Genomic DNA, 23,532 nt, shown 5'->3' on the forward strand with positions numbered 1-23,532 from the left:
CCATGCAATCTCTATTTTTAATGACTTTGCATGGAGTGAAATCAATAGTAAATTTCATAAAATTCACCTCTTTTGACAGCAATGTAAATTAAAGTTATAAATTTAGTATAACATTAATTTTTATTGACTTACAATGCTATTTAAAGTGATGATAGCCTCTTTTTATATTTCTAAAAATAACACTACCTTTTAAATTTAAAGACTAGTTACTAGATACAAGTTCATAATATGGAATTGCAGCACACTCTTCAAAACCTATACTTTTTGCTAACTTAAATGACCCCATATTTTCTTTATGACAAGCCCAGACAGGCACATAGTTATTTTTTTTGCAGAAGTTCAACATCTCAATGCATGCATATTTTCCTAAGCCCATACCTCTATAACTTTTTGAGGTTTCTACACCTATCTCTAAATAATTTCCAATTATACACGAAGAAAAGGCTATAGATACTATATCATTACCTTTCATTAAGGCGTATCCAATGCCATCTGATAGAAATTGCTTTTTAGAATTCCAAAGATATTTGGGTATAACGGCACCTTCAATATTATCATAAATATCTGAGTCTATTTGCTTAAGACTATACTTAGCTGGAAGTTCTGAATTTACATTAAATTCTTTATATTTAAGATTTATTCTTGTCCATTTAATCAAGTGACTTTTTCTATTTTTTTCAATGAATATATCAAGATTTCTCTTAGAGTATGTGTCTTTTGATGCTGAATAATCTATTATCCTATTATTTAATATTTGTTTTAATTTATCATTCCATTTCTCAGGATACACTTGAAGCCATTCTGGTTTTATTCTATTGTGAACTACATTTAACATATAATCAGAGAGACTTTGGTTAAAAGCTTCATTTTCAGTTTCTCCAAATAAGAGAGACATTCCGTAAAAATTAGCAATATAAAAAGTTTTAGGTTCGTAAATATTATCAACAAAAACACTTCCAGGGGTTTTGGATTCCAGTACAGCACTTGCAAACATTGTATTAAAAGGAATCTCCTTTAACTTTTTTATTATTTCTTCATATTGGGCTACTTGTACTAATATCATTCCATTTTTCATACTAACACCTCTTTTAATTATTTATTCCTTACTATTTTAATTGGTATAGGTTGAGTATATAATATAAAATATGGTAGTTCAATTATGGAAAATAGAATCTGTACTATTACAGAACTGAGGTGAGGAATTATGAATAATATAAGTAAAACAGATATAGTTAAAGAATTTATATTTAAACAAATTAAAGAAGGCAAAATAAAGAAAAACATGCGTCTTCCAAGTTGTAGGGAAGTTGCTTTAAAGCTTTCATTAAATAAAATCACTGTAAATAAAGCATATAATGAACTTGAAAGAGAACATAAAGTATATAGCATTCCACGAGGCGGATTTTATCTTGTAGATTCTGAAAAAAAATATTCTAGTCAAAATACAGAAGTTGACTTTGCTACGGTGAAACCAGATAGTAAACTGATTCCTTATAGAGAATTTGCACATTCAATTAATAATGCAATGGAAGAGTATAAAAGTACCTTACTTGATTACGAATCAACTATTGGATTGCAATCTTTTAGAGAATCACTTAAGTCTGAATTTGAAAGTAATGGGGTATATACAACTTCAGACAGGATTATTGTGACTCATGGAGCGCAGCAGGCTATAAGTTTGGTATTTCAGGCTATTTTTAAAAATAATAAAGGCAAGTTACTTGTAGAAGTTCCTACATATAGTATTGCATTAAACTTAGCTAGTTATTTAGAAGTAGATGTTGTGGGAATTGAAAGAAAAGAAGATGGATTTGACTTTAAGAAGATTGAGATGTTATTTAAGAAAGGTGATATCGCTGCATTTTATGTGATACCAAGACATCATAATCCAACAGGGTATAGTCTCACTGAAAATAACAAGAAAAAAATTGCGGAACTTTGTAATAAGTATAATATCATTGTGATAGAGGATGACTATTTAGCTGATTTAGGATATAAGAAAGGTTCTATGCCTATTCATTATTATGATATTACCAAAAGTACGGTTTATATAAAGAGTTTTTCTAAAACCTTCATGCCTGGATTAAGATTAGGGGTAGCTGTACTACCTCAAAATTTAAACGAATCTGTAGTAAACCTTAAATATATAAGTGACCTTAACACCTCAAAACTTACCCAAGCAACTTTAGATATTTTTATAAAATCAGGTATGTACGAAAAACACGTTAAAAAAGTAAAAAAATCCTATGAAGCGAAACTAAGAAGAGCAAAGGAGATTATAGATACTTTGAGCCCTAAGAACCTTATTTGGCATGTTCCAGAGAACGGAATATTTATTTGGGTTAAGTTACCTAAATATATAGATATAACTTTGCTTAAAAACAATCTTAAAAAACGCGGAATATTAATAAACTCAACGGAAGAGTACTTTTTGAAAGAAGAATGGGAAGCGAGGGATAGTAATTATTTAAGATTATGTATTTCTAGCATTCCTGAAGAAGATATCAGCAGTATTACTGATATCATTTCAGAAATTAAAATTTTAATGGAAGCTTATGATGAGAGGGATGTGAGTGAGAGAATTTATATACCCTTTTCTAATTGATATGCAACTTAAGATTGCAGAGAATAATAAAAAAGAAGTTAAAGGTTGGTGTAAGATAAGGCTAAATCCAATTATAATAAGTTTATTATAATGTAAAGGAGATATTAAAATATGAGCTTTGGACAAAATATTCAATTTTTAAGAAAAATGTATAAAGGAATGACCCAAGAAGAGTTGGCAGAAAAAATGGGTGTTTCTCGTCAAACTGTTTCAAAGTGGGAGCTTGATGCTACCTATCCAGAGATGGATAAAGTGATAGCCCTCTGTAATCTTTTTTCATGCTCAATGGATAAGCTAATTAGGGAAGATATAAGCATGATAAATGAAGCTTATTCAAATATAAGAGTAAAAGAATTAGAGTCATTTTCTTTTGTTAAATATGAAATCATAAGTAGAGAACCAGAAGAAGATGCTATAAACCATATAACAGATTGGGCTAATAGTAATGGAATTAGTAAACCACAGATAATAGGGTGGGATTTTCCACATGTATCACAGGAGCAAATGAATGTGTATCATATGCATGGATATGCTGCTGCTTGTATTTTACCTTATAATTTTAAAGTTGAGATTAATAACTTAGAAATTATAACTCAGAAAAAACAAGAATACGCAATTATTACAATCAAAGATCCTTTTATAGAAGCATTTACTCTTATTCCTAATGCATATAAGACACTTATGATATACATGGAAGTAAATTGTTATAAATATAAGAAAACTAAAGATATTCTATCTTGCTTTGAAAAGATATATGATAAAGATGGTGTTTGTTATATGGATGTATATATTGCTGTTGAGAGTTGATTATTATGAATATAATTTTTAGGAGGGGATTGTATGAGTAAACTTACAAAGACTATTTTAACGTTCATTGGTTCGCTTGTTGTTGCCTACATAGTTGTTGGTTATATAGCAAATAATCTTTTTGTCAAAATACATTGGAATGAAAGTGCAACTGCATTGGACAAGTTCAGAGAATATTATATACGGACTTATTCTGTTAATATTATACCTGCATTAATATTAGCAATGATTCTTACAGCATTAACACTTAGTAGGAATAAAAAGCGTGCATAATAATTCTATGAAAAATTGAATTTTAAAAAGATAAAACTCTTGAAAAAATCAAGGATTTTTATCTTTTTTTTGTGGGAAGTGTTTTTAGGGATTAGGTTCTTTTACCTTAGGTATATTTTAATAATAAAATATTTATCTATGCTCAATTAAGGGGATAATAATTCGAAACTATATTCATTTTATAATAAAATAATATTATATTTTTGTGGTCATTATTAACGCAATTCTAGGGACTGTCCAGCATATAAAAGCAGAGCAATCCCTAAAAGGTCTTAAGGCACTTTCATCACCTATAGCTAAAGTTTTAAGAAAAAGTCAAAAGCTTGAGATTCCTTCAAGAGAACTTTTAGTAGGAGATATTTTGTACCTAGATGCTGGAGATTATGTTAGTGCTGATGGTAGAATTCTTAAAAGTTTTAGTATTCAAATAAATGAGAGTTCTTTAACTGCAAGAGCCTACTATAAAATAGTTGAATAAGTATTATAGCTAAAAAAACAGGGTTAATCCCTGTTTTTTATTGCACATTAAATACTACATTTGCCATCTGAACATGTTTCAGAATCAGTGCTATCTATATCAGTTGTTATGCTTTCAGCTGAAGTTTCTGAAGGTTCTTCACTTTTTACCTTTTCAAGCACTTCTAAAAATAGTTCAGGAGGTTGTGCACCTGACACTGCATACTTATTATTGAATACGAAGAAAGGAACACCAGTTACACCTATATTAGAAGCTGTTTGTTCATCTAATCTAACCTCAGAAGTATATTCATCAGATTCTAAAACTACTAAAGCCTTATCACCATCAACACCTACTTCAGAGGCTAATTCTGACAATACTTTAGGGTCAGATAAATTTAAAGAATCAACAAAGTATGCCTTTAATAATCTTTCTGTAAGATCTTTATCTTTACCGTAAGTTTTTGCAAAATGTACTAGTCTATGTGCATCAAAAGTATTAGTTGGTTTTAAATCATCAAAATTATAATCTAGACCAAGAGCTTTTGCCTGCAATATTAGCTGATCATTAGATGCTTTAGCTTGTTCTACTGGAATCCCATATTTATTAGCTATAAGCTCATGAATGCTTTCCTTATATTCTTTTTTAGCATTAGGGTCAAGTTCAAAGCTTCTAAAAACTAACTCAACCTCATTTTTATGCTCAAATTTATCTAATGCATTTTCTAATCTTCTTTTTCCAATATAACAAAATGGACATACGAAGTCAGACCATATTTCTATTTTCATATATATCACTCCTTGAAAGTTCACTAATATAATTTTCTTTAATCTTTGTATAGAGTATTATAATCCAATGAATTTAAATTATCAACTGAAAGTAAATATTAATTATAAGGATGTGATTACTATATCGAGCTTTTTTAAATACACTTTTTAGAATAAAAACAATACCACTTAGAGAGGATAATTTACCACTTACCTAAACAATATTTACAAAGAAAACGCATCTTACTATAATAAAAGCATGGAGAGTGGCAATATGAAAATAAGAATTGAAGTTGATAATGAAATTAAAGAAAATGAAATTATAATAAGATGCAATGAGCTTAATAAGGAAGTCAAAAATATCCAAAGTGTGCTTGGAGATTTAATTGGCATTAAGAAAAGCATAACCTTTTATAAAGGAGAAACTGAGTATTATCTAATGATAGAAGAAGTTCTTTTTTTCGAAACAGAGGAAAGTGCAGTTTGTGCACATACCACTGATAATATATATAATGTTAAATATAAACTTTATGAGCTTGAAGAGATATTGCCAGGGTATTTTATGAGAGTCTCAAAATCAACAATTCTAAACACAAATCATATTTACTCCATAACACGTAGTCTTTCATCCTCAAGTAAGGTTGAATTTCAAAACACCCATAAACAGGTATATGTTTCGAGGTATTACTATAAACCATTAAAAATAAAATTATTAGAAAAGAGGAAATAATATGAAAAAAGAAAGAGTTTTTTGGGGATTTATATTTATACTATCTGGTATTTTCTTAATTGTAAGCAAACTTGGTTACTTCCCAGATGTGAATCCTTTTAGTTTAATTTTGACATTCTTTTTAGTAGTTGTTATAGGAAAGAGTATAATTCGTTTAAACTTTCCAGGCATTTTATTCCCAATTGCCTTTATCTGTATAATGTATGATAATCAATTAGGAATTACGCAAATAACTCCTTGGACAGTGTTAATTGCAGCACTATTTGGTAGTATAGGTTTATCTATGCTTTTCCATAAACATGTTAAATTTATTCATCATAAACACTTCCACAAACATCACCACGATGATTATAAGTTTGAAAAAATTGATGTTGAAGATGATGGCAAAGTTTCATTTAAGAGTTCATTTGGAGCTAGTATAAAGTATATAAATACAAATAAATTTGAACAAGCAGATTTAGAGTGTTCATTTGGAGCTTTAAAGGTATATTTTGATAATGCTGTTATGAGTAAAGACAATGCTGTAGTAAAAATTGATGCATCTTTTTCAGGGGTAGAGTTGTATATACCTAAAACCTGGCGTGTAGATATTAAGACTAATGCCTTTTTAGGAGATGTTAGTGAAAAAAATAGAAGTGGTCAAGTAATAACTAATACTTTAACCTTAGTTGGAGATATAAGTTTTGCTGGAGTAGAGATAATTTATATCTAAAAAATAAAAATAACAATAAGATGAGATTAGCAGTTTCTTTAGACTAATAAGTTTAAAGAAACTGCTTTTTATTTATGAATCATTACTTTTAAATATCTCAATATGTCTATAAGATGTTATCTATTGTCGTTAATGTTAAAAAATGATAAAATTTACATATGAGGGGGGAGGGAAAATGAGTGAGTTAATAAACAATGCTGTAAAAGGTGTAAATATTATACCTACAGTACTATTAGGATTAGTTTTATTATACTGGATAACTGTAATTATTGGCGTATTTGATTTTGATTTATTTGAACTAGATTTTGACGTAGACGTTGATGCAGATGTTTTTCAGGGAATATTAGTTTTCCTAAATTTAAGAGATATACCTTTTATGGTGTTTTTTAGTATTTTATCCTTTATATTTTGGATTTTATCAATGATGTTATATAGACTTCCAATAACACCAGGAGGTTTTATAAATGGTTTAATATTAATTCCGATCTTTATAGTTAGCTTATTGGTTACTAAGATAATAACAAAGCCACTTAAGAAACTCTTTAAGAAGGACTATGAAGATATTGCTCCAAATGGTGGAGTAGTTGGACAACTAGTAACATTGATAACCAACATTGGAGATGGAAGATTAGGTCAAGGAAAAATAAAAAGAGATGGCGCTTCTTTATTAATAAATGTGAAAGCAGAAAAAGATGATGATCTATTTATTAAAAATGAAATTGCTTATGTTTATAGAAAAGACGAAGATAAAAATATTTATTACATTATAAAGATTGAGGAGTGATATTAATGACTTATGAAATACAACTTTTATTAATTAGTATTGGTGCTGGAGTAATTATTATCGGTGGACTGCTTGCAATGTTTTCTAAATTCTATCATAAGGTAGATCAAGGAAAGGTTGTTGTAAGAAATGGTATTGGGGGGCCTGTAGTATCCTTTGGCGGTATTTTTGTATTACCAATATTACATAAAAGCGAGATTATGGATATCTCTGTTAAGAGAGTTGAAATAGCTAGAGAAGGTAAAGATGGGCTTATATGCAAAGATAACTTAAGAGCAGATATAAGAGTTGCATTTTTTGTTAGAGTTAATCAAACAAGGGAAGATGTATTAAAAGTAGGTCAACTATTAGGTTGTGTAAAAGCATCAGATCCAAAAACTTTAATGGATTTTTTTGATGCAAAATTCTCAGAAGCGCTAAAAACAGTAGGTAAAAAGTTTGATTTTGTTCAACTTTATACAGAAAGAGAAACTTTTAAAAATGAAATTCTTCAAATAATAGGAACTGATTTAAATGGGTATGTTTTAGATGATGCAGCTATAGATTATCTTGAGCAGACTGATATAAAATTATTAAACAGCGATAATATTCTAGATTCAGAAGGTATAAAGAAAATAACTGAACTTACAGCTGAACAACTTATATTAGCTAACCAAATTGAAAGAGATAAAGAAAAAACTATAAAGAAACAAAATGTATCTGCTAGAGAAGCTATATTAGAACTTGAAAAACAAAATGCAGAGGCTGAAGCTAAACAAAAAAGAGAGATTGCAATTATAACTGCAAGAGAAGAAGCAGAAGCTGAAAAGGTTAGACAAGAAGAGAGATATAAATCAGAAATGGCAAGAGTTAAGTCTGATGAAGAAATTGAAGTTGCAGAACAAAATAAACAAAGACAAGTTATTATAGCTATGAAGTCTAAAGAGAGTACAGAAGCTGTTGAAGCAGAAAGAGTTGATAAAAATAGATTATTAGAAAGAACTGAAAAAGAAAAACTTGTGGAACTTGCAAGTATAGACAAGCAAAAGGAAGTAGAAATAGAAAAGAAAAATATTCAAACAATTATAAGAGAAAGAGTTGCTGTTGAGAAAGATACAGTTATTGAAGAAGAAAAAATCAACGATACTAGGGTTCTTGCTGAAGCTAACAGAGTTAAGTCTGTAGCTATTAAAAAGGCTGAAGAACAATCAGAATCTAAGCTTATAGTAGAAGTTAAATCAGCTGAAGCCTCAAAAGAAGCAGCAGAAAGATTGGCTGAGAAAACTATTATTGATGCTGATGCTAAATATAAAGCATCTCAAAAAGAAGCTGAGGCAATTAAAATACTTGCAGATGCCAATATTCAAAAGGAAGCAACTTCTGGTATTGCAGAATCTAAGGTTATTGAAGCTAAAGCTGTTGCTGAGGCAAAAGCTATTGAATCTAAATCTCTAGCTCAAGCTAAAGCTGATAGCGCAATGGTTGAAGTTAAGGAAAAAGAAGGAACTGTAGAAGCTGATATCATGAAGAAGAAATACATGGCTGAAGCTGAAGGAATCAAAGAAAAAGCTAGCAGTATGAAAGCTCTTGATGAAGTTGGTAGAGGTCATGAAGAATTTAAGCTTAAACTTGAAAAAGAAAAAGAAATTGAACTTGCAAATATTAATATTCAAAAAGAAATTGCTGAAGCTCAAGCGTCAGTTATCAGTGAAGCTCTTAAAGCAGCTAAAATTGATATTGTGGGTGGAGAAACAATGTTCTTTGATCAGATTATAGGTTCAGTAACAAAAGGTAAATCATATGATCGTCTAGTAAACAATAGTGAAGTTCTTACAGATATTAAGGAAACCTTTATAACTGGTGATCCTGAGTATTTTAAGAAACAACTAGGTGATTTTATGGATAGATTTAATATAACTTCAGAAGATATAAAAAACCTTTCAATTGCAGGTGCTATAAATAAGATGATGACAACTTCAGGAGATGGTGATAAAGCAGTATTAGTAAAGCTGTTAGAAACAGTAAAAAAAGCAGGATTAGCTGATCTACCAGCAAAAACTTTAGAAATCCCTCGTAAATAAGGAGAAGCATTTTGAATAGTATCGAAGATATGGAAAAAGGCACCTATGAGGTTATAAAAAATCGTCTTATTAATCATGGAGCAGATTTAAAAGAGCGAGTTAATAAATTAAATATTGCTAGAAAAGAAACCTTTGGCTCCATAGAAACTAAACTTCTAGGAAGTGAAAGGATAATCACTGAAAACAATTGTGTCCCTAGAGATATGGCCCCAGTAGAGGATTTATTTATCTTTGGATACAATGTTCACATTGGTCTTAAATCAAAAACAGAGCTAAGTGATGTTTTTTCAATTTATAGATATATTGATAAAAAATTTATAAAACAGCCTCTTGATTTAATAAATAATCAGGATTTTATAAATGATTTTGATGAGCTATATAAGTATTATAAAAACACCTTTTTTGCTAAGTTCACCATAATAGATCCGTATTTTTATATGATTTTTCAAACTGGAAAAAATCCTACAGATATTAAGGTGTTTAAATGGGCAATTGAAGGAAATAAACTTATATATGTAGATAGTAGAAGTGACCATGAGGTAAAATTTAAAAACAAAAGTGAATTCAAATTTGTAAAAGCTACTAGAGACGATCAAAGAAACGGTAGATATCCTCATATCTCAATATTGGACAAGGTCTTTGTTGAAACAATAAGAAAGGACTTAACAATTAAGATTGAAGATAATACAGATACAGGCCAGGGAATTTATTCAGAACCTGTAGAGGATATGGATCAAAGTCTTGATGATGCTGAAATATATTATGCAGACTTAGATCAACTTATAATACTTAAAATTAAACCTTACAAAGAAAATGATTTTAGATATTTCATTTTTAATAATAAGCTTAAAACCGTAGTCAGAATAGATTCAATAAAAGATACCTGTATTCTTCTTCCAGGACACCATGGAGTAATATTCCCAAAAGGATATTATCTTCAAACTGGAGAATACAAAATATTCGACGTAGAAGCTGAAGGTTCGGTCTTTGATCAAATAATTACCTCCTCAAATGGAGAAGATTATCAGTACATTTTCTACAATACAAATAGTGGAGAATATCAAATTTACTCTTATAACATAATCGAGCAAAAAATTGATGTTCCTATAATTTGTAGTGGTTATTCTCATTTTAATAATGGAGAAATGATAGTAGCAAGACAGGAAAGTGAACCAAGAAAAAATCACATGCTACAACTATGGCAAACCCCTTATGTAGGAAAAAACTACGTAAGCCAAGGAGATAAGGACTCTATTGTCTATAAAATAGGGAATAAAGATATTGTTAATGCCATGGCTGATTGTAACTCAGTATGTAAACTTGTTGATAAAAAAGATGGCTATCAAAGTATTTATGAAGATATAGTAAAAGAATGCGAAAGGATAATTGACTCCTACTTCTGGTTAGATAAAGAAGAGACCTTCAATTTAAAAGAAGTTCTTTTAGCCTTAAAAGAATCTGCAACCTTTGCTATTGGTGAATATGAAAAAGTATTAAGAATTAAGGCATCTACTAAAAAGCAGATAGAAGATACTCAAAAATCAACAGAAGAATTGTTAAAGAATATTAAGTATGGAACCTTCGATAATATTGATGAATATGTAAAAGCCTTAGCTGAAATCAGAAATACTAGAGGGAAAATAGCCACACTTAAAGAATTAAGATACACAGACCTTAATATAGTAAATTCTCTTGATAAGGATGTTAAAGAAAAGTATGATGAATTCTCTACAAAATGTGTTGAGTTTTTATTAGCACCTGAAGGGTTATTACCTTATGATAAAAAAGTTAAAGAGCTACAAGGTGAGATAGTTAAGGTAACTAAGTCTAAAGAGGGTAGAGAACTTGAAGGGAAAATGAATGGAGTTTCAAGTGATTTAGAGCTTCTTATAGATATTATTAGTAATTTTAAAATAGAAGACCCAACAATGACAACAGAAATAATAGAGAAGATATCTTCATTGTTTTCTCTTATTAATAATGGTAAGGCAAGACTAAATAATAAAATTGAAGAGCTTACAAAAAATGAAATGACTTCTCAATTTCATTCTCAAATAAAGCTTTTAAGTCAATCTGTAGTAAACTATTTAGATATTTCTGATACTGTAGAAAAGTGTGATGAATACTTAAATAAAGTTATGATTATGATTCAAGAACTAGAAGGAAAGTTTTCCGAGTTCAATGATTATATACTACAATTAAGTGAAAAAAGAGAAGAGATTTACAATGCCTTTGAAAGTAAAAAACAAGCTATATTAGATAAGATAAACAAAAGAATAATTGGTCTTTTTGATTCTGCAGAACGTATTTTAAATGGACTCAGTAGTAGATTGAAAAGTTTCCAAAGTGTTTCTGAAATTAATGGATATTTTGCTACTGATATTATGGTTGAAAGGGTAAGAGATGTAATCTCAAACCTGAATGATCTTGGAGACTCAGTAAAAGCTGATGAAATAACATCAAGACTTAAAAAGACAAAGGAAGATGCTATTCGCCAGCTAAAGGATAAACAAGAACTTTATATTAATGGTGAAAATGTAATTAAACTTGGAAGACACAATTTTTCAATTAACACTAAATCTATTGATTTATCCATAGTTCAAAAGGATGATGCACTATTTTATCATATTACTGGTACAGATTTCTGGGAGAAAATCAATTTATCTTCTATTGAAAAATACAATTATGTCTTTAATCAAAGTGTAGTGTCAGAAAACGACCAGGTTTATAGAGGAGAGTATCTAGCTTATTTACTATTTGAAGAAGCTAAAGCTAAGAGATTTGAATCTATCAAAAAGCTAGAAACTAAATCAGAAGCACAGCTGATTGAAATAGTACAAAAATTTATGGAGCCTAGATATCAAGAGGGATATACAAAAGGTGTACATGATATAGATGCCTCAAAAATCTTAAAAACACTATTAGAATTACATGAAAAAATTGATTTATTAATATATAAATGTGAAGCTAGAGCTTTGGCTAGATTGTATTGGAACTTTCTAGCTGATAAAAAGGTAAAAGAAACATTAAGGAAACGCTTAAAAGAACTATCTAAGGTTAACCTATATTTTAATTCATCACCAAATTTAGAAAAATATATTCCCTATTTAGTAGGAAAAATGGAAGCACAAAACAATCTTATAACCTTATTTTCAGAAAAAGACATATATGAAGCTTCAGAATATCTTTGCCTTGAAATAATGAAAGGGGAAGAGTTCATAATAAGTAAAGAAGCCAAGAATATATATGATGGGTTTATTAAATCCTTAAGAGATAAGAATGTTTTAAATGAATTTTTATCATCAATAGAAAGCAGCAAGAGTGATCTAGAAGGTCTTTATTATTTAATAAATGAATGTATAATAGCCTATAGAGACGAAGTTTTAAATGATAAAAATAAAGAAGATATAAATTTATCAATATTTGAATCATTAAATAGTGACGAGCTAAATGGAGTGCTAAAAGAGGTTATTGTATTATTAATAGAAAACAAGCCTGAACTTGGCCGAGTGATTTATTTAGATTCAAAGGTGAAAATATCAGGACTTATAGGGACTCACTCTGTAATTAATAATGGAGATTATATTTTATCCTATATGAGCTTTATGGATAAGTTAAATGGGTTTAAATCTAAAGAAGTTATTGATTTTATTGAGTTTCAAGAAATTAAAAAGAACCTTATAAAAGACTTCAAAGCAAAAATTCATTTAGATGATTATAAACCTGATGTTTTAACTTCTTTTGTTAGAAATCAATTAATTGACAAGGTTTATCTTCCTTTAATAGGTGATAACCTAGCTAAACAAATTGGCGCTTCAGGAGACAATAAAAGGACAGATTTAATGGGTCTACTATTACTATTATCTCCACCAGGTTATGGTAAAACTACTTTAATGGAGTATGTTGCAAATAGACTTGGGCTTATTTTAGTTAAAATAAATGGTCCTAGTTTAGGACATGAAGTGACTTCCTTAGATCCTGATAAAGCTAATAATAGTGGGGCTAGAGAAGAACTTAAGAAACTTAATATTGCATTAAAGATGGGTAACAATGTAATGATCTATGTAGATGATATCCAACATTGTAATCCAGAGTTTTTACAAAGGTTTATTTCTTTATGTGATGGACAAAGAAAAATTGAATGTGTATACAATGGAGTTAGCGAAACTTATAATCTAAGAGGTAAAAAGGTAGCTGTAGTAATGGCAGGTAATCCATATACTGAAAGTGGAGAGAAGTTTAAAATTCCTGATATGCTTTCAAATAGAGCAGATGTATATAATCTTGGAGATATGCTTATGGAAAATGAAGAAGCATTTAAGCTAAGTTATATAGAAAATGCATTAACTTCAAACCCTATTTTATCTAAGTTAAGTAATAATAACTCAAAAGACTTGTATGGATTTGTTGAAATGGCTAAGGGAGAACCAAGAGAAAATGTGTCTTTAGAAGGCAACTATTCTGTTGAAGAAATGAATGAATATGTAAGTCTTATTCATAAATTATTTAAAGTAAGAGATATCGTATTAAAGGTTAACCTTGAATATATATATTCAGCAGCACAAGCTGAAGAATATAGAAATGAGCCAGCATTTAAGCTGCAAGGTTCTTATAGAAATATGAATAAGATAGCAGAAAAGATTATTCCTGCAATGAATGATGATGAGTTATTCCATAGAATACTTGCAAGTTATGAAAATGATTCGCAAACCTTAACTACAGGCGCTGAAGCTAATATGCTTAAGTGGAAAGAGCTTGTTGGATGTATAAACGCAGAAGAGAAAAAACGTTATGCTGAAATTAAAGCTGTTTTTCTTAAAAATAAGTTAGTAAAAGGTGATGATAAAATAGGGCAGGCTGTTTTAGCATTAAATGGACTTACTGAAAATCTAAGCCTTATAAAAGATATTTTAAACAAAATAAATAATTAAATGTAAAAAACAGCAGCCTTGATTAAAAAGACTGCTGTTTTTCTATTCCAAAACTAGATTAAATCATCTTGTCCATTTACTTTAGTTTGTTCATTTTCATTTATAGGAATAACTATGCACTTTTGTCCATCAATTATCTGAGATTTAATTTGGGGTATCTTTTCAGGTTTTACTTGAAGTATAACATCGTATTTAAAGGTATTTTCTTCATCTTTGGAACCTGTTGCTGAAGCTTCTTCTAAGGTCACAGTTTCTTCATCGCTCTCTGTAGATAGAGGGGTATCCTTATCTAAGGCAACTTCCTGCTTAGCAAGTTCAAGCTTATTTTGAAGAACTTGTACCTGTTTCTTTAAACTTTCTTCTTTATTAAGTTGAGCCTTTACTTTAAGTGCTTTTGAGTCTATAAGACTTTCAGCAAGAGGAAGATCCTCACCAAAACTTTCCTCATAAGATTTTTCAATCTTAATAGTAACTTCTTCTGGAATTCCGCTTTCAATTAGAAGGTTTTGAACGTCTTTTTTATTTAATGTTATAGGCTCTGGATCCACATCTTCATAAGTTGCATTATATTCCTCAATCATTGTGTTTAAATTCTCTTGCACTTCCATAAATATTTTATCAGCCTCATCTTCATCAACAAGTAAGGAATCTTTAATGATAGATTGAAAAGCTTCTTTTTGTATGGTTGCAGTTTGCTTTTTATAACATCCTAAAGCATGTTCCATTAACTCTGGATGAGTTTCTTTAGGGTTTTTTGTATAATACATAATGGAATTAACATCAGTACTACGTTCAATAAAAGCAGGGAAAACAAAACCATTAGTAGGGGCTTCAACCACCCAATCTCTAATACGTGCTTTAATCTTATTTTCTTCTTCAAAATATCTAAGTCCAGGCTCTGACAGAGATACAGGACATATTGCACATAAAACATACTCATAAACTTCTTCTGACTCATCAATCTTTATGTTATCTTTAGTTTTAGTTATAACATCATAAGCATCATGGAATATAAGGATTAGAAAATTCCCAGTGTAATCATAATTGTCTATAATAGAGTCATAAAATTCATCTAAAATATTATCATCCTTTAGTTTACTATTTTTAAGCCTCATAAGGGAGATTTGTTTTTCATTTACAAACTCCTCATTGATTGGGAAATTAAGCTCTAGAATATTATTGCCTACAGTTCCAGACAAAACTTTTTTTGCTATTTCTAAAAACTTAAAATATTCATCTTCCTCTAGGTTTAGAAAGGTTTCTCTGAATTTTAAGAGAACATTTTTTTCTCCATTAACATAACATCCGCACATCTTAGTGAAAGTACAGTAATCTTTTTTAAAACGCTTTTTTAATTCAAGGACATCTTTTTTTCTCATATATAAACTCCTTAATTTTAATTTCTATTTATTGGTAAATTATTATTTCTATTATTAAGTATATAATCTTTTTTATAGAATTTAAAGAGCTTATTTATGTAAAGTTGAATATTATGCTATACTGTTTATAGAAATTCAAATGGAGATTAATATAATTAAGAGGTATTTTTTTATGATTAAAGTAGTAGTAACAGATATGGATGGAACTCTATTAAATGAAAAGCATGAAGTTTCAGAAGCTTCGCTTGAAGCGATACAAAAGTTATATAAAAAGGATATAAGATTTATTATTTCTACAGGTAGACATTATAAAGGGACAATGAGCACCTTGGAAAAGCATAATTTAAAATGCGACTATATAGTAGCTAGTGGTGCAGAGGTAAGAGATCAAGAGTCAAAAGTTTTAAAACAGGTTCCAATGGATCATTCTAGCTTCGAAGATATTTTAGATAGAATTAAAGATTTTCCAGTAACAGCAAGATTTTGTTCAGATCAATATGACTATGCAATTGGATCTGAAGAAGAAGTGAAAGAAAGCTTAATTTTAGAGGCACGCCACTTTTTTTATGACGGAAGTCAAGATGATATTGAATCACTTCCAGAATTTAAACAAAGACTAGCTCACGTAAAATGTATTAGTTCAGTAGAGGATTTAAGGAAAGATAATATTTCTATATATAAGATATTTATTTTTTCTCAAGATGAATCTATTATTTTAGAAATAGATAAAGCCCTTTCAGATGTTAATGGAATTGCTTCTGCTTCCTCATTTGCATCTAACCTAGAGCTTACACATATAAATGCTCAAAAAGGAATAGCACTAAAGGAGTACATAGAGATACTTGGATATAATATGGATGAAGTTATGGTTTTAGGAGATAGCATGAATGATTATTCTATGTTATCAATGGACTTTGGAGCTACTGTTGCCATGGAAAATTCTATGGAGCAGATTAAGAAAGTCTGCAAATATATGACTAAAAGCAATGAAGAAGAAGGGTTTGCATATGCAGTTGAAAAGATGCTAAATGATGAGCTCGAGGAATTAAGAATAAGATAATTTAAAATCAAAAGGCTGCTATAAACTTAAAGGTTTGTTGCAGTCTTTGTTTTACCCATAAAAATAATTTAGGTAAGGAATAAAACTTCTTATATTCTTAGGTTCTTAGGAATATAAGAATATAACTTCTTAACTTCTTATATTGTTCGGAATATAAGAACAAAAATTCTTAAGTTTTTAAGTTCTCATATTCCTATATTCCTAGAGTAAAAATGAAGTTAAAGAAGCCTCTAGTCAGCTTCTACAGAATATCGCGATTCATGAATTTAATGAAGCCTCTGTTCGGCTTCTACAGAATAGAGGTGTGTATTTCTTCTCCTGGTTCTATTAAAAGCTTACCTTCAACTTTAAAGTTATTTGCTTTTTCTTTGTCATAAAGAGCCCCAGGTTTTAAGTGTACCGGAATAGAATGTCTTGCAGAAACAATCTTTGCACATTCAGCGGCTTCAACTTCATCCATGTTATAAACTCCATCACAAGGAAAAAAAGCATAATCAATATTTAAGGATTTAAGATCGTCCATCTCTACTATTTTTGAAGTATCTCCTGAAAAATAAATAAGAACTCCATCAGTTTTAACAAGATAACCAACACATTCTTCCTTAGAATGATTTTTGTTGTAGGCTGGCACAGCCTTAATGTCTATATCTTTTATCTTAAACTCTTTATATTCTCCATTTATAAGTGAATCTGAGTTCATGATTATTTGATATTCAGATTTTTTAGTGGGTTTATCTATTTGATTGTGATCTCCATGCTGATGGGTTACTAATATTATATCAGCAGGCTCTTCGTATCCTTCTCCAGCATAAGGATCAATATATACCACAGTATTTTGGGATGTTATAAGTCTAAAGCTACCATGTCCATTGTAATATAGTTTTGCCATAGGTTTACCTCCTAATTATTTATATGTTTTTATTTTAATACTAATAATTTATAAATGTAAAGGGCTTATAGATATTATGTGCTCCTATAATATTGTTTGAGAGAAGTGTTGATTTTTAGGATCATTCGTCAATAAAAAATTTTTCTGTTATACTTGGAATAATAGAAACAGGAGGTAGGCAGATGTCTTATCAAAAGTGTAAAGATGAATATATAAGAAGAATTCATAAAGTTCAGGATTACATTGAAAATAATCTAGGAAAGTCATTGTCTATTGAGGAGCTTTCAAATGTTGCTGGCTTTTCTAAATATCATTTTAGCAGGATATTTCAAGGTGTTTTACATGAGCCACTTGCACATTACGTGAATAGACTACGCATGGAGAGTTCGCTTTTTTTACTTGCACACAGGAAAGATAAAAACATGACCGACATCTCATATGAACTTGGGTTTACTGATTCAGCTGTATTTTCAAGAGCTTTTAAAAATTATTATGGTGTAAGCCCAAGAGAGTACCGCAAGGAATATAGCAAGAATTGCAAAGATTCTTTTTTATTGTCTGAGTACAATAAGAATACAGCAAGGAGTGAGTGGGTAGATAATCTATTGACTATGCCTGTAGATGTTAGAATATTGGACTTAGAGGAAAAACAAGTAATTTATGTGAGGCATACAGGAACTTATGAGACATTAGAAAAAGAATATGCAGGGCTTATTAAAAGACTACTTGTTCAAGCAAAGGAGCAAAATTGTGTTTTAGATGATAATAGTTTAGTACTTGCTATGTATCATGACAATCCTGAATTTGGAGAAGAGAGTCAGTTTCGCACAAGTATATGCCTTACAGTTAAAGAAAGTATTAAGGTTAAGGAATACGGTATTCTAGGGAAAATGAATTTAGAAGGTGGTCTATATGCAGTTGGGCATTTTGAAATGCAGCAGGAACAATATAGTGGTGCCTGGAATTACATGTATCAAGAATGGCTTTCAGGCAATGGTTATGTTCCAAGAAATTCTTATCCCTTTGAAGTTTATCTAAATAATCCCTATGAGAATGAAAAACATATCCATAAAGTTGACATCTACGTCCCCATTGAGCCCATTCATTTCTAACATGCTTAAAATCAATTTTGAGGTGAGCATATGAAAGAAATCAAGATCAAAGGTGCAAAAATTCATAATCTAAAAAATTTCAATCTAACAATTCCTAAACAAAAGCTAGTAATAATCACGGGCATTAGTGGTTCTGGTAAATCTAGTCTAGCATTCGATATCCTTTTTGAAGAAGGCAAAAATCAGTATTTAAACTCCATAGGCATTTTATCTGGGCTTGATAATGACGACAAGTTTCAGAGCATAGAAGGTATTGGACCAACTGTTGCAGTACGTCAAAATAGTATTAGGCAGAGCAACATCCGATCTACAGTTGGTTCTAAAACTAGAATTTTGAATCAGCTAGCTTTAATTTATGCAAGTGATGGAAAAGCTTACGATAAAAATAATGAACATCTATCTCCAAGCTTATTTCTCTATACAACTGCTGATGGAATGTGTATTAGCTGCCAGGGAAGAGGTTTTTATTATGATATTAATTTAGAAGCTCTAATTCCTGATAAAAAAACATCACTTTTAGACGTGTATGAAAACCTAAAGGTAACAAGTGGATTTTTACGAATTCTTAAGAATAAATACGGCATGTATTTTGAGACTCCTTTCTTTAAACTTCCTGAAGACATTCAAGGAGAAGTTATTTATGGAACTTATGAAAATGGTAAACAAAGTTATTGTTTAGAACGTATACTAAGAAATTCCTACGAAAAAGGGGAAGATGTGGAAGAAGTCTATAAAAGGTGTATATGCCAAGAATGCCGTGGAGAGAGAATTAGCAAAGAAGGCAGAAGTTTTTTTCTTCATGGAAAAACAATTGGGGAACTAGGAAATATGACCATATTATCTCTTTTAAACTTCTTAAATGAAATACCTAAAGAAGAGCTATCTCAGTTTGGCAACAAGGTTTTAAAAGATGTTATCAAAAAGTTGGAGTATTTAATTAAGTTTCGTTTAGGCCATCTAACTCTTTATAGAGATATCCCTTCATTAAGTGGTGGGGAACTACAGCGAATTTATCTTCACCTTCATCTCGAATCTAATCTGGATTCTCTTATCTATATATTTGACGAACCAATGGCTGGCTTACATCCATCAGAGAAAGAGAGTATGATTGAAGCCCTAAAAAAACTAAGAGACATTGGAAACACTGTAATAGTAGTTGAGCATGATAAAGATATTTTAAGTTATGGGGATCACATTATAGAGATTGGTCCTAAAGCAGGAGTAGAAGGAGGAAGCGTGGTTTTTCAAGGAAATTATGAAGATTACAAAACAGAGAACACCCTTCTAAGTCAATATTTCTTTAAGAAGCTCTTAATACCAAAACGAACTACAAGAAAAACTCTATTCCCTAAAGAAGATTCCATTATATTAGAACATGTCAATACCAATTATTTAAAAGACTTAACAGTAACATTTCCACTTCATGTTATGGTTGGAATATCAGGATTATCCGGAAGTGGAAAAAGTTCTTTAATAGAGGAAACCCTTTTAAAACGCCTTATTAGTTTCAAAAAATATTCACATAAAGATAATATAAAAGGAGCAGATAGGATTAGTGGGTTTGTAAAGATATCTCAAGATCCCATAGGAAGAAATATAAACTCAACACCAGCTTCTTATATTGGTATATGGGATAAAATACGAGAAATCTTCTCAAAACTACCTGAGGCAAAAGTCAAAAACATGAGTTCTGGACATTTTTCTTTTAATTCTAAGGGTGCATGTGAAGATTGTGGAGGTATCGGCTACGAAAAAATATTTCTAACCTCTGATTTTTCAGTAGATAAGATTTGTAAAACTTGTAAAGGCAAACGTTTTAATGAAGAAAGTCTTTCTATATATTATAAAGGTAAAAACATAGCAGAAGTTTTAGATATGAGTATTACAGATGCAATTTCCTTATTTACTGAACATAAAAGCATCCTAAAGCCACTAAATATATTGAATCAAATTGGAATGGGGTATTTGACTCTTGGTCAACCTTCCTCTTCTTTAAGTGGTGGTGAGGCACAGAGAGTGAAACTTGCAAAAGAACTTGGACGTCAGTTAAAAGGTAATATTCTCTATGTGCTTGATGAACCAACCACTGGGCTTAGCCTATATGATACAGCTTTGCTATTAAAACTATTAGATAAGCTAGTTGCAGGCGGTAATTCAGTTATTGTAATTGAACACAATGTAGAAGTTTTGAAAAGCTGTGATTATATAATTGAACTTGGTCCAGAAGGAGGAGACAAAGGCGGAGAAATCATTGCAAAGGGTACCCCCAATAGTCTTATAGACAATCATAATTCCAAGACAGGGAGGTATCTTCTATGAACCAGAGAAAAAAGATAGAATTTGAAAGGATAATAAATAATAACTATAAGAATATTGCAGGCATTGTTGTACAAAAAAACGGTAAACTATTATATGAAAACTACTTTAATAAATATACTGCCTCTAATCCAGTGCATATAGCATCAGTTACAAAAAGCATTTTTTCTGCATTAATTGGTATTGCCTTAGAGAAGAAACATATAAAAAGTTTAGATAAAAAAGTATTGGATTTTTTCCCTTATTATAAAATTCTAGAAGGAGAAAAAGCTATACAGAATATCACAATTAGACATATGCTCACTATGACAGCTCCCTATAAATATAAAAAAGAGCCCTATGAGAAGTTTTTTCAAAGTGACAACTGGATAGAAGCTGCACTTGATTTATTAGGAGGTAAAGAACCCTCACAAGAATTTACCTATTCAGCCATAATAGGAACTCATATTCTATCAGGTATTTTAGTAAAAGCAACTGGACAATCAGTTTTTGATTTTGCAAAAGAAAATCTATTCACTCCACTAGAAATTAATGTTAAGCAAAATATTAGATTAGGAAGTAAAGAAGAGCATATATCTTTTTTTCAAGATAAAAATATCAGTGGATGGGCTACTGACCCACAAGGCATAAACACAGCAGCTTGGGGTCTTACACTAACTCCTATGGATATGTCCAAGATAGGGCAATTATATCTAGATAAAGGACTATGGAATGGCAAAAAAATTGTGCCTAAATGGTGGGTAGATGAAAGTACAATAGAACATAGTAGGTGGGACAAACTATCTTATGGATATCTTTGGTGGATTATAGATAATAATGAACATAGCTATGCAGCTGTTGGGGATGGAGGTAACGTTATTTATATAAATGAAAAGAAAAAACTAGTTATTTCTATAGCATCTCTTCCTACTGAAAAAACTAAAGATAGGATAAAACTTATAATAGAGTATATAGAACCCTTGTTTGAAAATGAGGTCTAAAAAAACTAGATATAAATTAGACAAGATTACAAATTACAATTTATACTAAATATGATATAATTACCATAAAATAGTTGAGAAGTTTTAAGTAAAAGGAGCTATTATGAAAAATTTCAAAAGGCTAAAAATAATATCTATAAGTTCACTATTTATAATTACCCTCTATATAGTAATAAGTAGCTATGTAAACCAAGGACTTTTTAAGGACAAGGCGCTGGATAAATACTTAGATTCTGAGGTCACAAAAATAAAAATAAGCCGTTTATCTGACTTCTCGGAAGTAGTTATTAAAGATAATGATAAAATATCCGATATATTAGATTCTCTTTCTAACTTAAAGGTCAAAAAGTATAAAGATAAGATGGAGAAAAGTGATGAAGTTTATGATTTAGGTATATATGAGGATAATGAAATAAAGATTGGATTAACTATATATGATAATGGGTATATAACTTTTATAGATTTATTTGGCGGTCATTCTGGTACATTCAAAATAACTGACGATAAGAATGAGCTAGATTTATCGGAATTTTATAAATGAGGTGAAATATATGCTTTGGATAATATTAGTTTTAATTGCAGCTGCAATTATAATGGTGTATATGTCAATGCCTGGAGGAAAACTCTGGAAACATTATCTTGAAGATGTAAATAAATCTTTGACTGAAGCATCTAAACAAAATAACAGTGAAAGTATTTTTACAGAAAATTCTATAGCTAAACTTCCAGATCTTCTTCGTAAGCACATTATTAACGGAGGGTATATTGAAAAGCCCTTAATGACTAATATGTTAATATATTTCCACAACACAAAATTTCGTATGTCTGCTGGGAAAGAACCAATTAAGATTAAATTTATGCAGGTTAATTTTATAAATAGACCTGACCGACATGCTTTCTTGACAGGAAGAATAGCAGGAATTCCATTACAGGCTAAAGATAGTATATTAGATGGCTTTGGCTCTATGACTGGTGTACTTGCAAAACAGTTTCAGCTTTTCCAATCTACTGGAGCCGAGATGGATCAAGGTCAGTTGATTACAGCACTTGCAGATGCTGTATATATGCCATCTTTGTTTTTACAGAAATATGTGTCATGGACAGTAGTTGATGATCACACTCTTGAAGGCAACATTTCATGGAAAGGGGTTTCAGCTAAAGGAAGATTTACCTTTGACAAAAAGGGGACTATTATACGTTTTGATACTAATGATAGATATATGTATGAAAACGGGAAAGGCAGCTCACTAGTTCCATGGTATGTAACCTACACAGATTACAAAAAACAGAATGGTTATTTCCAACCTGGAAAGGTTAGTGTGAATTGGGTACTCTCTGATGGTGATGACACGTATTTCGAGAGTGATGAGATTGAGGTTAGATATTCTGTAAATGAAATAATGTAGTCAATACATAGAGGCTTTTCATATATTCTAAATTCTATTTTAAAAAGTAGTATCAAACATGTTTTAATTTTTAATACAACTACTGAAATTGTTATACAATTAGTTTATCACTGATGTGATAAACACTTACTTTATTAATTTGTGAAGATTCATTTATATTAACTTTATAGAAACTAGCTGTAAAATATGTTCAGAGTATTGTACAAATATTGCTAAAATAATTATAACATAGACAAGTATAGTTAAAATATAATAGTAACTTTT

Annotated in this window: 18 protein-coding genes and 1 pseudogene; 15 read left to right on the plus strand and 4 right to left on the minus strand. The window is 30.1% G+C overall.

The window, feature by feature from the left end; all coding sequences use genetic code 11:
- Positions 1-202: 202 nt before the first annotated feature.
- Entirely contained in the window at positions 203-1,075 is an 873-nt protein-coding gene (locus B3N22_RS11765) for a GNAT family N-acetyltransferase (RefSeq protein WP_286907311.1), read from the minus strand.
- A gap of 129 nt (positions 1,076-1,204) precedes the next feature.
- Between B3N22_RS11765 and B3N22_RS11770 the strand changes: the two genes are divergently transcribed.
- The 4 genes and pseudogenes from B3N22_RS11770 to B3N22_RS11785 all read left to right on the plus strand — a co-directional run.
- Entirely contained in the window at positions 1,205-2,605 is a 1,401-nt protein-coding gene (locus B3N22_RS11770) for an aminotransferase-like domain-containing protein (RefSeq protein ID WP_286907313.1), read from the plus strand.
- 111 nt (positions 2,606-2,716) lie between these two features.
- Complete coding sequence (locus B3N22_RS11775) at positions 2,717-3,412, plus strand: helix-turn-helix domain-containing protein (RefSeq protein ID WP_286907315.1); 696 nt, start codon at positions 2,717-2,719, stop codon at positions 3,410-3,412.
- Between the two features lie 33 nt (positions 3,413-3,445).
- Entirely contained in the window at positions 3,446-3,685 is a 240-nt protein-coding gene (locus B3N22_RS11780) for a hypothetical protein (protein WP_286907317.1), read from the plus strand.
- A gap of 199 nt (positions 3,686-3,884) precedes the next feature.
- Positions 3,885-4,142: pseudogene (locus B3N22_RS11785) on the plus strand (P-type ATPase actuator domain-containing protein); the annotation flags it as partial.
- Between the two features lie 68 nt (positions 4,143-4,210).
- On the opposite strand, the gene B3N22_RS11790 reads toward B3N22_RS11785, so the two are convergent.
- Positions 4,211-4,930 (minus strand): DsbA family oxidoreductase, encoded by a 720-nt coding sequence (locus B3N22_RS11790; protein WP_286907319.1) that lies wholly within the window; start codon positions 4,928-4,930, stop codon positions 4,211-4,213.
- Positions 4,931-5,183: 253 nt separating this feature from the next.
- On the opposite strand from B3N22_RS11790, the gene B3N22_RS11795 reads away from it, so the two are divergent.
- The 5 genes from B3N22_RS11795 (at position 5,184) to B3N22_RS11815 (ending at position 14,126) form a co-directional block, all read left to right on the plus strand.
- Positions 5,184-5,639 carry a LytTR family DNA-binding domain-containing protein gene (locus B3N22_RS11795; protein ID WP_286907321.1) on the plus strand — a complete coding sequence of 152 codons (456 nt, stop codon included), beginning with the start codon at positions 5,184-5,186 and terminating at the stop codon, positions 5,637-5,639.
- A gap of 1 nt (position 5,640) precedes the next feature.
- The gene (locus tag B3N22_RS11800; RefSeq protein ID WP_073016434.1) at positions 5,641-6,351 is read left to right on the plus strand and encodes a LiaF transmembrane domain-containing protein; all 711 of its coding nucleotides are present in this window, start codon (positions 5,641-5,643) and stop codon (positions 6,349-6,351) included.
- A 175-nt stretch (positions 6,352-6,526) separates the two neighbouring features.
- Positions 6,527-7,135, plus strand: coding sequence for an OB-fold-containig protein (locus tag B3N22_RS11805; RefSeq protein WP_286907323.1), 609 nt, complete (start codon positions 6,527-6,529; stop codon positions 7,133-7,135).
- A 5-nt stretch (positions 7,136-7,140) separates the two neighbouring features.
- Positions 7,141-9,195, plus strand: a complete 2,055-nt coding sequence (locus tag B3N22_RS11810) for a flotillin family protein (protein ID WP_286907324.1) — start codon at positions 7,141-7,143, stop codon at positions 9,193-9,195.
- An 11-nt stretch (positions 9,196-9,206) separates the two neighbouring features.
- A complete protein-coding gene (locus B3N22_RS11815; protein WP_286907325.1) occupies positions 9,207-14,126 on the plus strand; it encodes a DNA repair ATPase in 4,920 nt (1,639 codons plus the stop codon).
- 53 nt (positions 14,127-14,179) lie between these two features.
- On the opposite strand, the gene B3N22_RS11820 is transcribed toward B3N22_RS11815, so the two are convergent.
- The gene (locus B3N22_RS11820; RefSeq protein ID WP_286907327.1) at positions 14,180-15,505 is read right to left on the minus strand and encodes a DUF4317 domain-containing protein; all 1,326 of its coding nucleotides are present in this window, start codon (positions 15,503-15,505) and stop codon (positions 14,180-14,182) included.
- Positions 15,506-15,677: 172 nt separating this feature from the next.
- Between B3N22_RS11820 and B3N22_RS11825 the strand changes: the two genes are divergently transcribed.
- The gene (locus tag B3N22_RS11825) at positions 15,678-16,565 is read left to right on the plus strand and encodes a Cof-type HAD-IIB family hydrolase (RefSeq protein WP_286907329.1); all 888 of its coding nucleotides are present in this window, start codon (positions 15,678-15,680) and stop codon (positions 16,563-16,565) included.
- A 289-nt stretch (positions 16,566-16,854) separates the two neighbouring features.
- Here the strand turns inward: B3N22_RS11825 and B3N22_RS11830 are convergent, their stop codons facing one another.
- The gene (locus tag B3N22_RS11830) at positions 16,855-17,454 is read right to left on the minus strand and encodes an MBL fold metallo-hydrolase (protein ID WP_286907330.1); all 600 of its coding nucleotides are present in this window, start codon (positions 17,452-17,454) and stop codon (positions 16,855-16,857) included.
- A gap of 182 nt (positions 17,455-17,636) precedes the next feature.
- Between B3N22_RS11830 and B3N22_RS11835 the strand changes: the two genes are divergently transcribed.
- The 5 genes from B3N22_RS11835 to B3N22_RS11855 all read left to right on the plus strand — a co-directional run bounded on the left by B3N22_RS11835 (position 17,637) and on the right by B3N22_RS11855 (position 23,268).
- Entirely contained in the window at positions 17,637-18,566 is a 930-nt protein-coding gene (locus B3N22_RS11835) for an AraC family transcriptional regulator (protein WP_286907332.1), read from the plus strand.
- A 30-nt stretch (positions 18,567-18,596) separates the two neighbouring features.
- Positions 18,597-20,885 (plus strand): excinuclease ABC subunit UvrA, encoded by a 2,289-nt coding sequence (locus B3N22_RS11840; RefSeq protein ID WP_286907334.1) that lies wholly within the window; start codon positions 18,597-18,599, stop codon positions 20,883-20,885.
- A complete protein-coding gene (locus B3N22_RS11845) occupies positions 20,882-21,862 on the plus strand; it encodes a serine hydrolase domain-containing protein (RefSeq protein ID WP_286907336.1) in 981 nt (326 codons plus the stop codon). Before B3N22_RS11840 ends, B3N22_RS11845 begins: the two co-directional genes overlap by 4 nt.
- 103 nt (positions 21,863-21,965) lie before the next feature.
- Complete coding sequence (locus B3N22_RS11850) at positions 21,966-22,403, plus strand: DUF5301 domain-containing protein (protein ID WP_286907338.1); 438 nt, start codon at positions 21,966-21,968, stop codon at positions 22,401-22,403.
- A 10-nt stretch (positions 22,404-22,413) separates the two neighbouring features.
- Positions 22,414-23,268 (plus strand): DUF6544 family protein, encoded by an 855-nt coding sequence (locus B3N22_RS11855; protein WP_286907340.1) that lies wholly within the window; start codon positions 22,414-22,416, stop codon positions 23,266-23,268.
- The last annotated feature ends 264 nt before the right edge of the window (positions 23,269-23,532 follow it).

The sequence above is a fragment of the Clostridium sp. UBA1652 genome (assembly GCF_002320975.1).
Classification (GTDB): Bacteria; Bacillota; Clostridia; order Clostridiales; family Clostridiaceae; genus Clostridium_T; species Clostridium_T intestinale.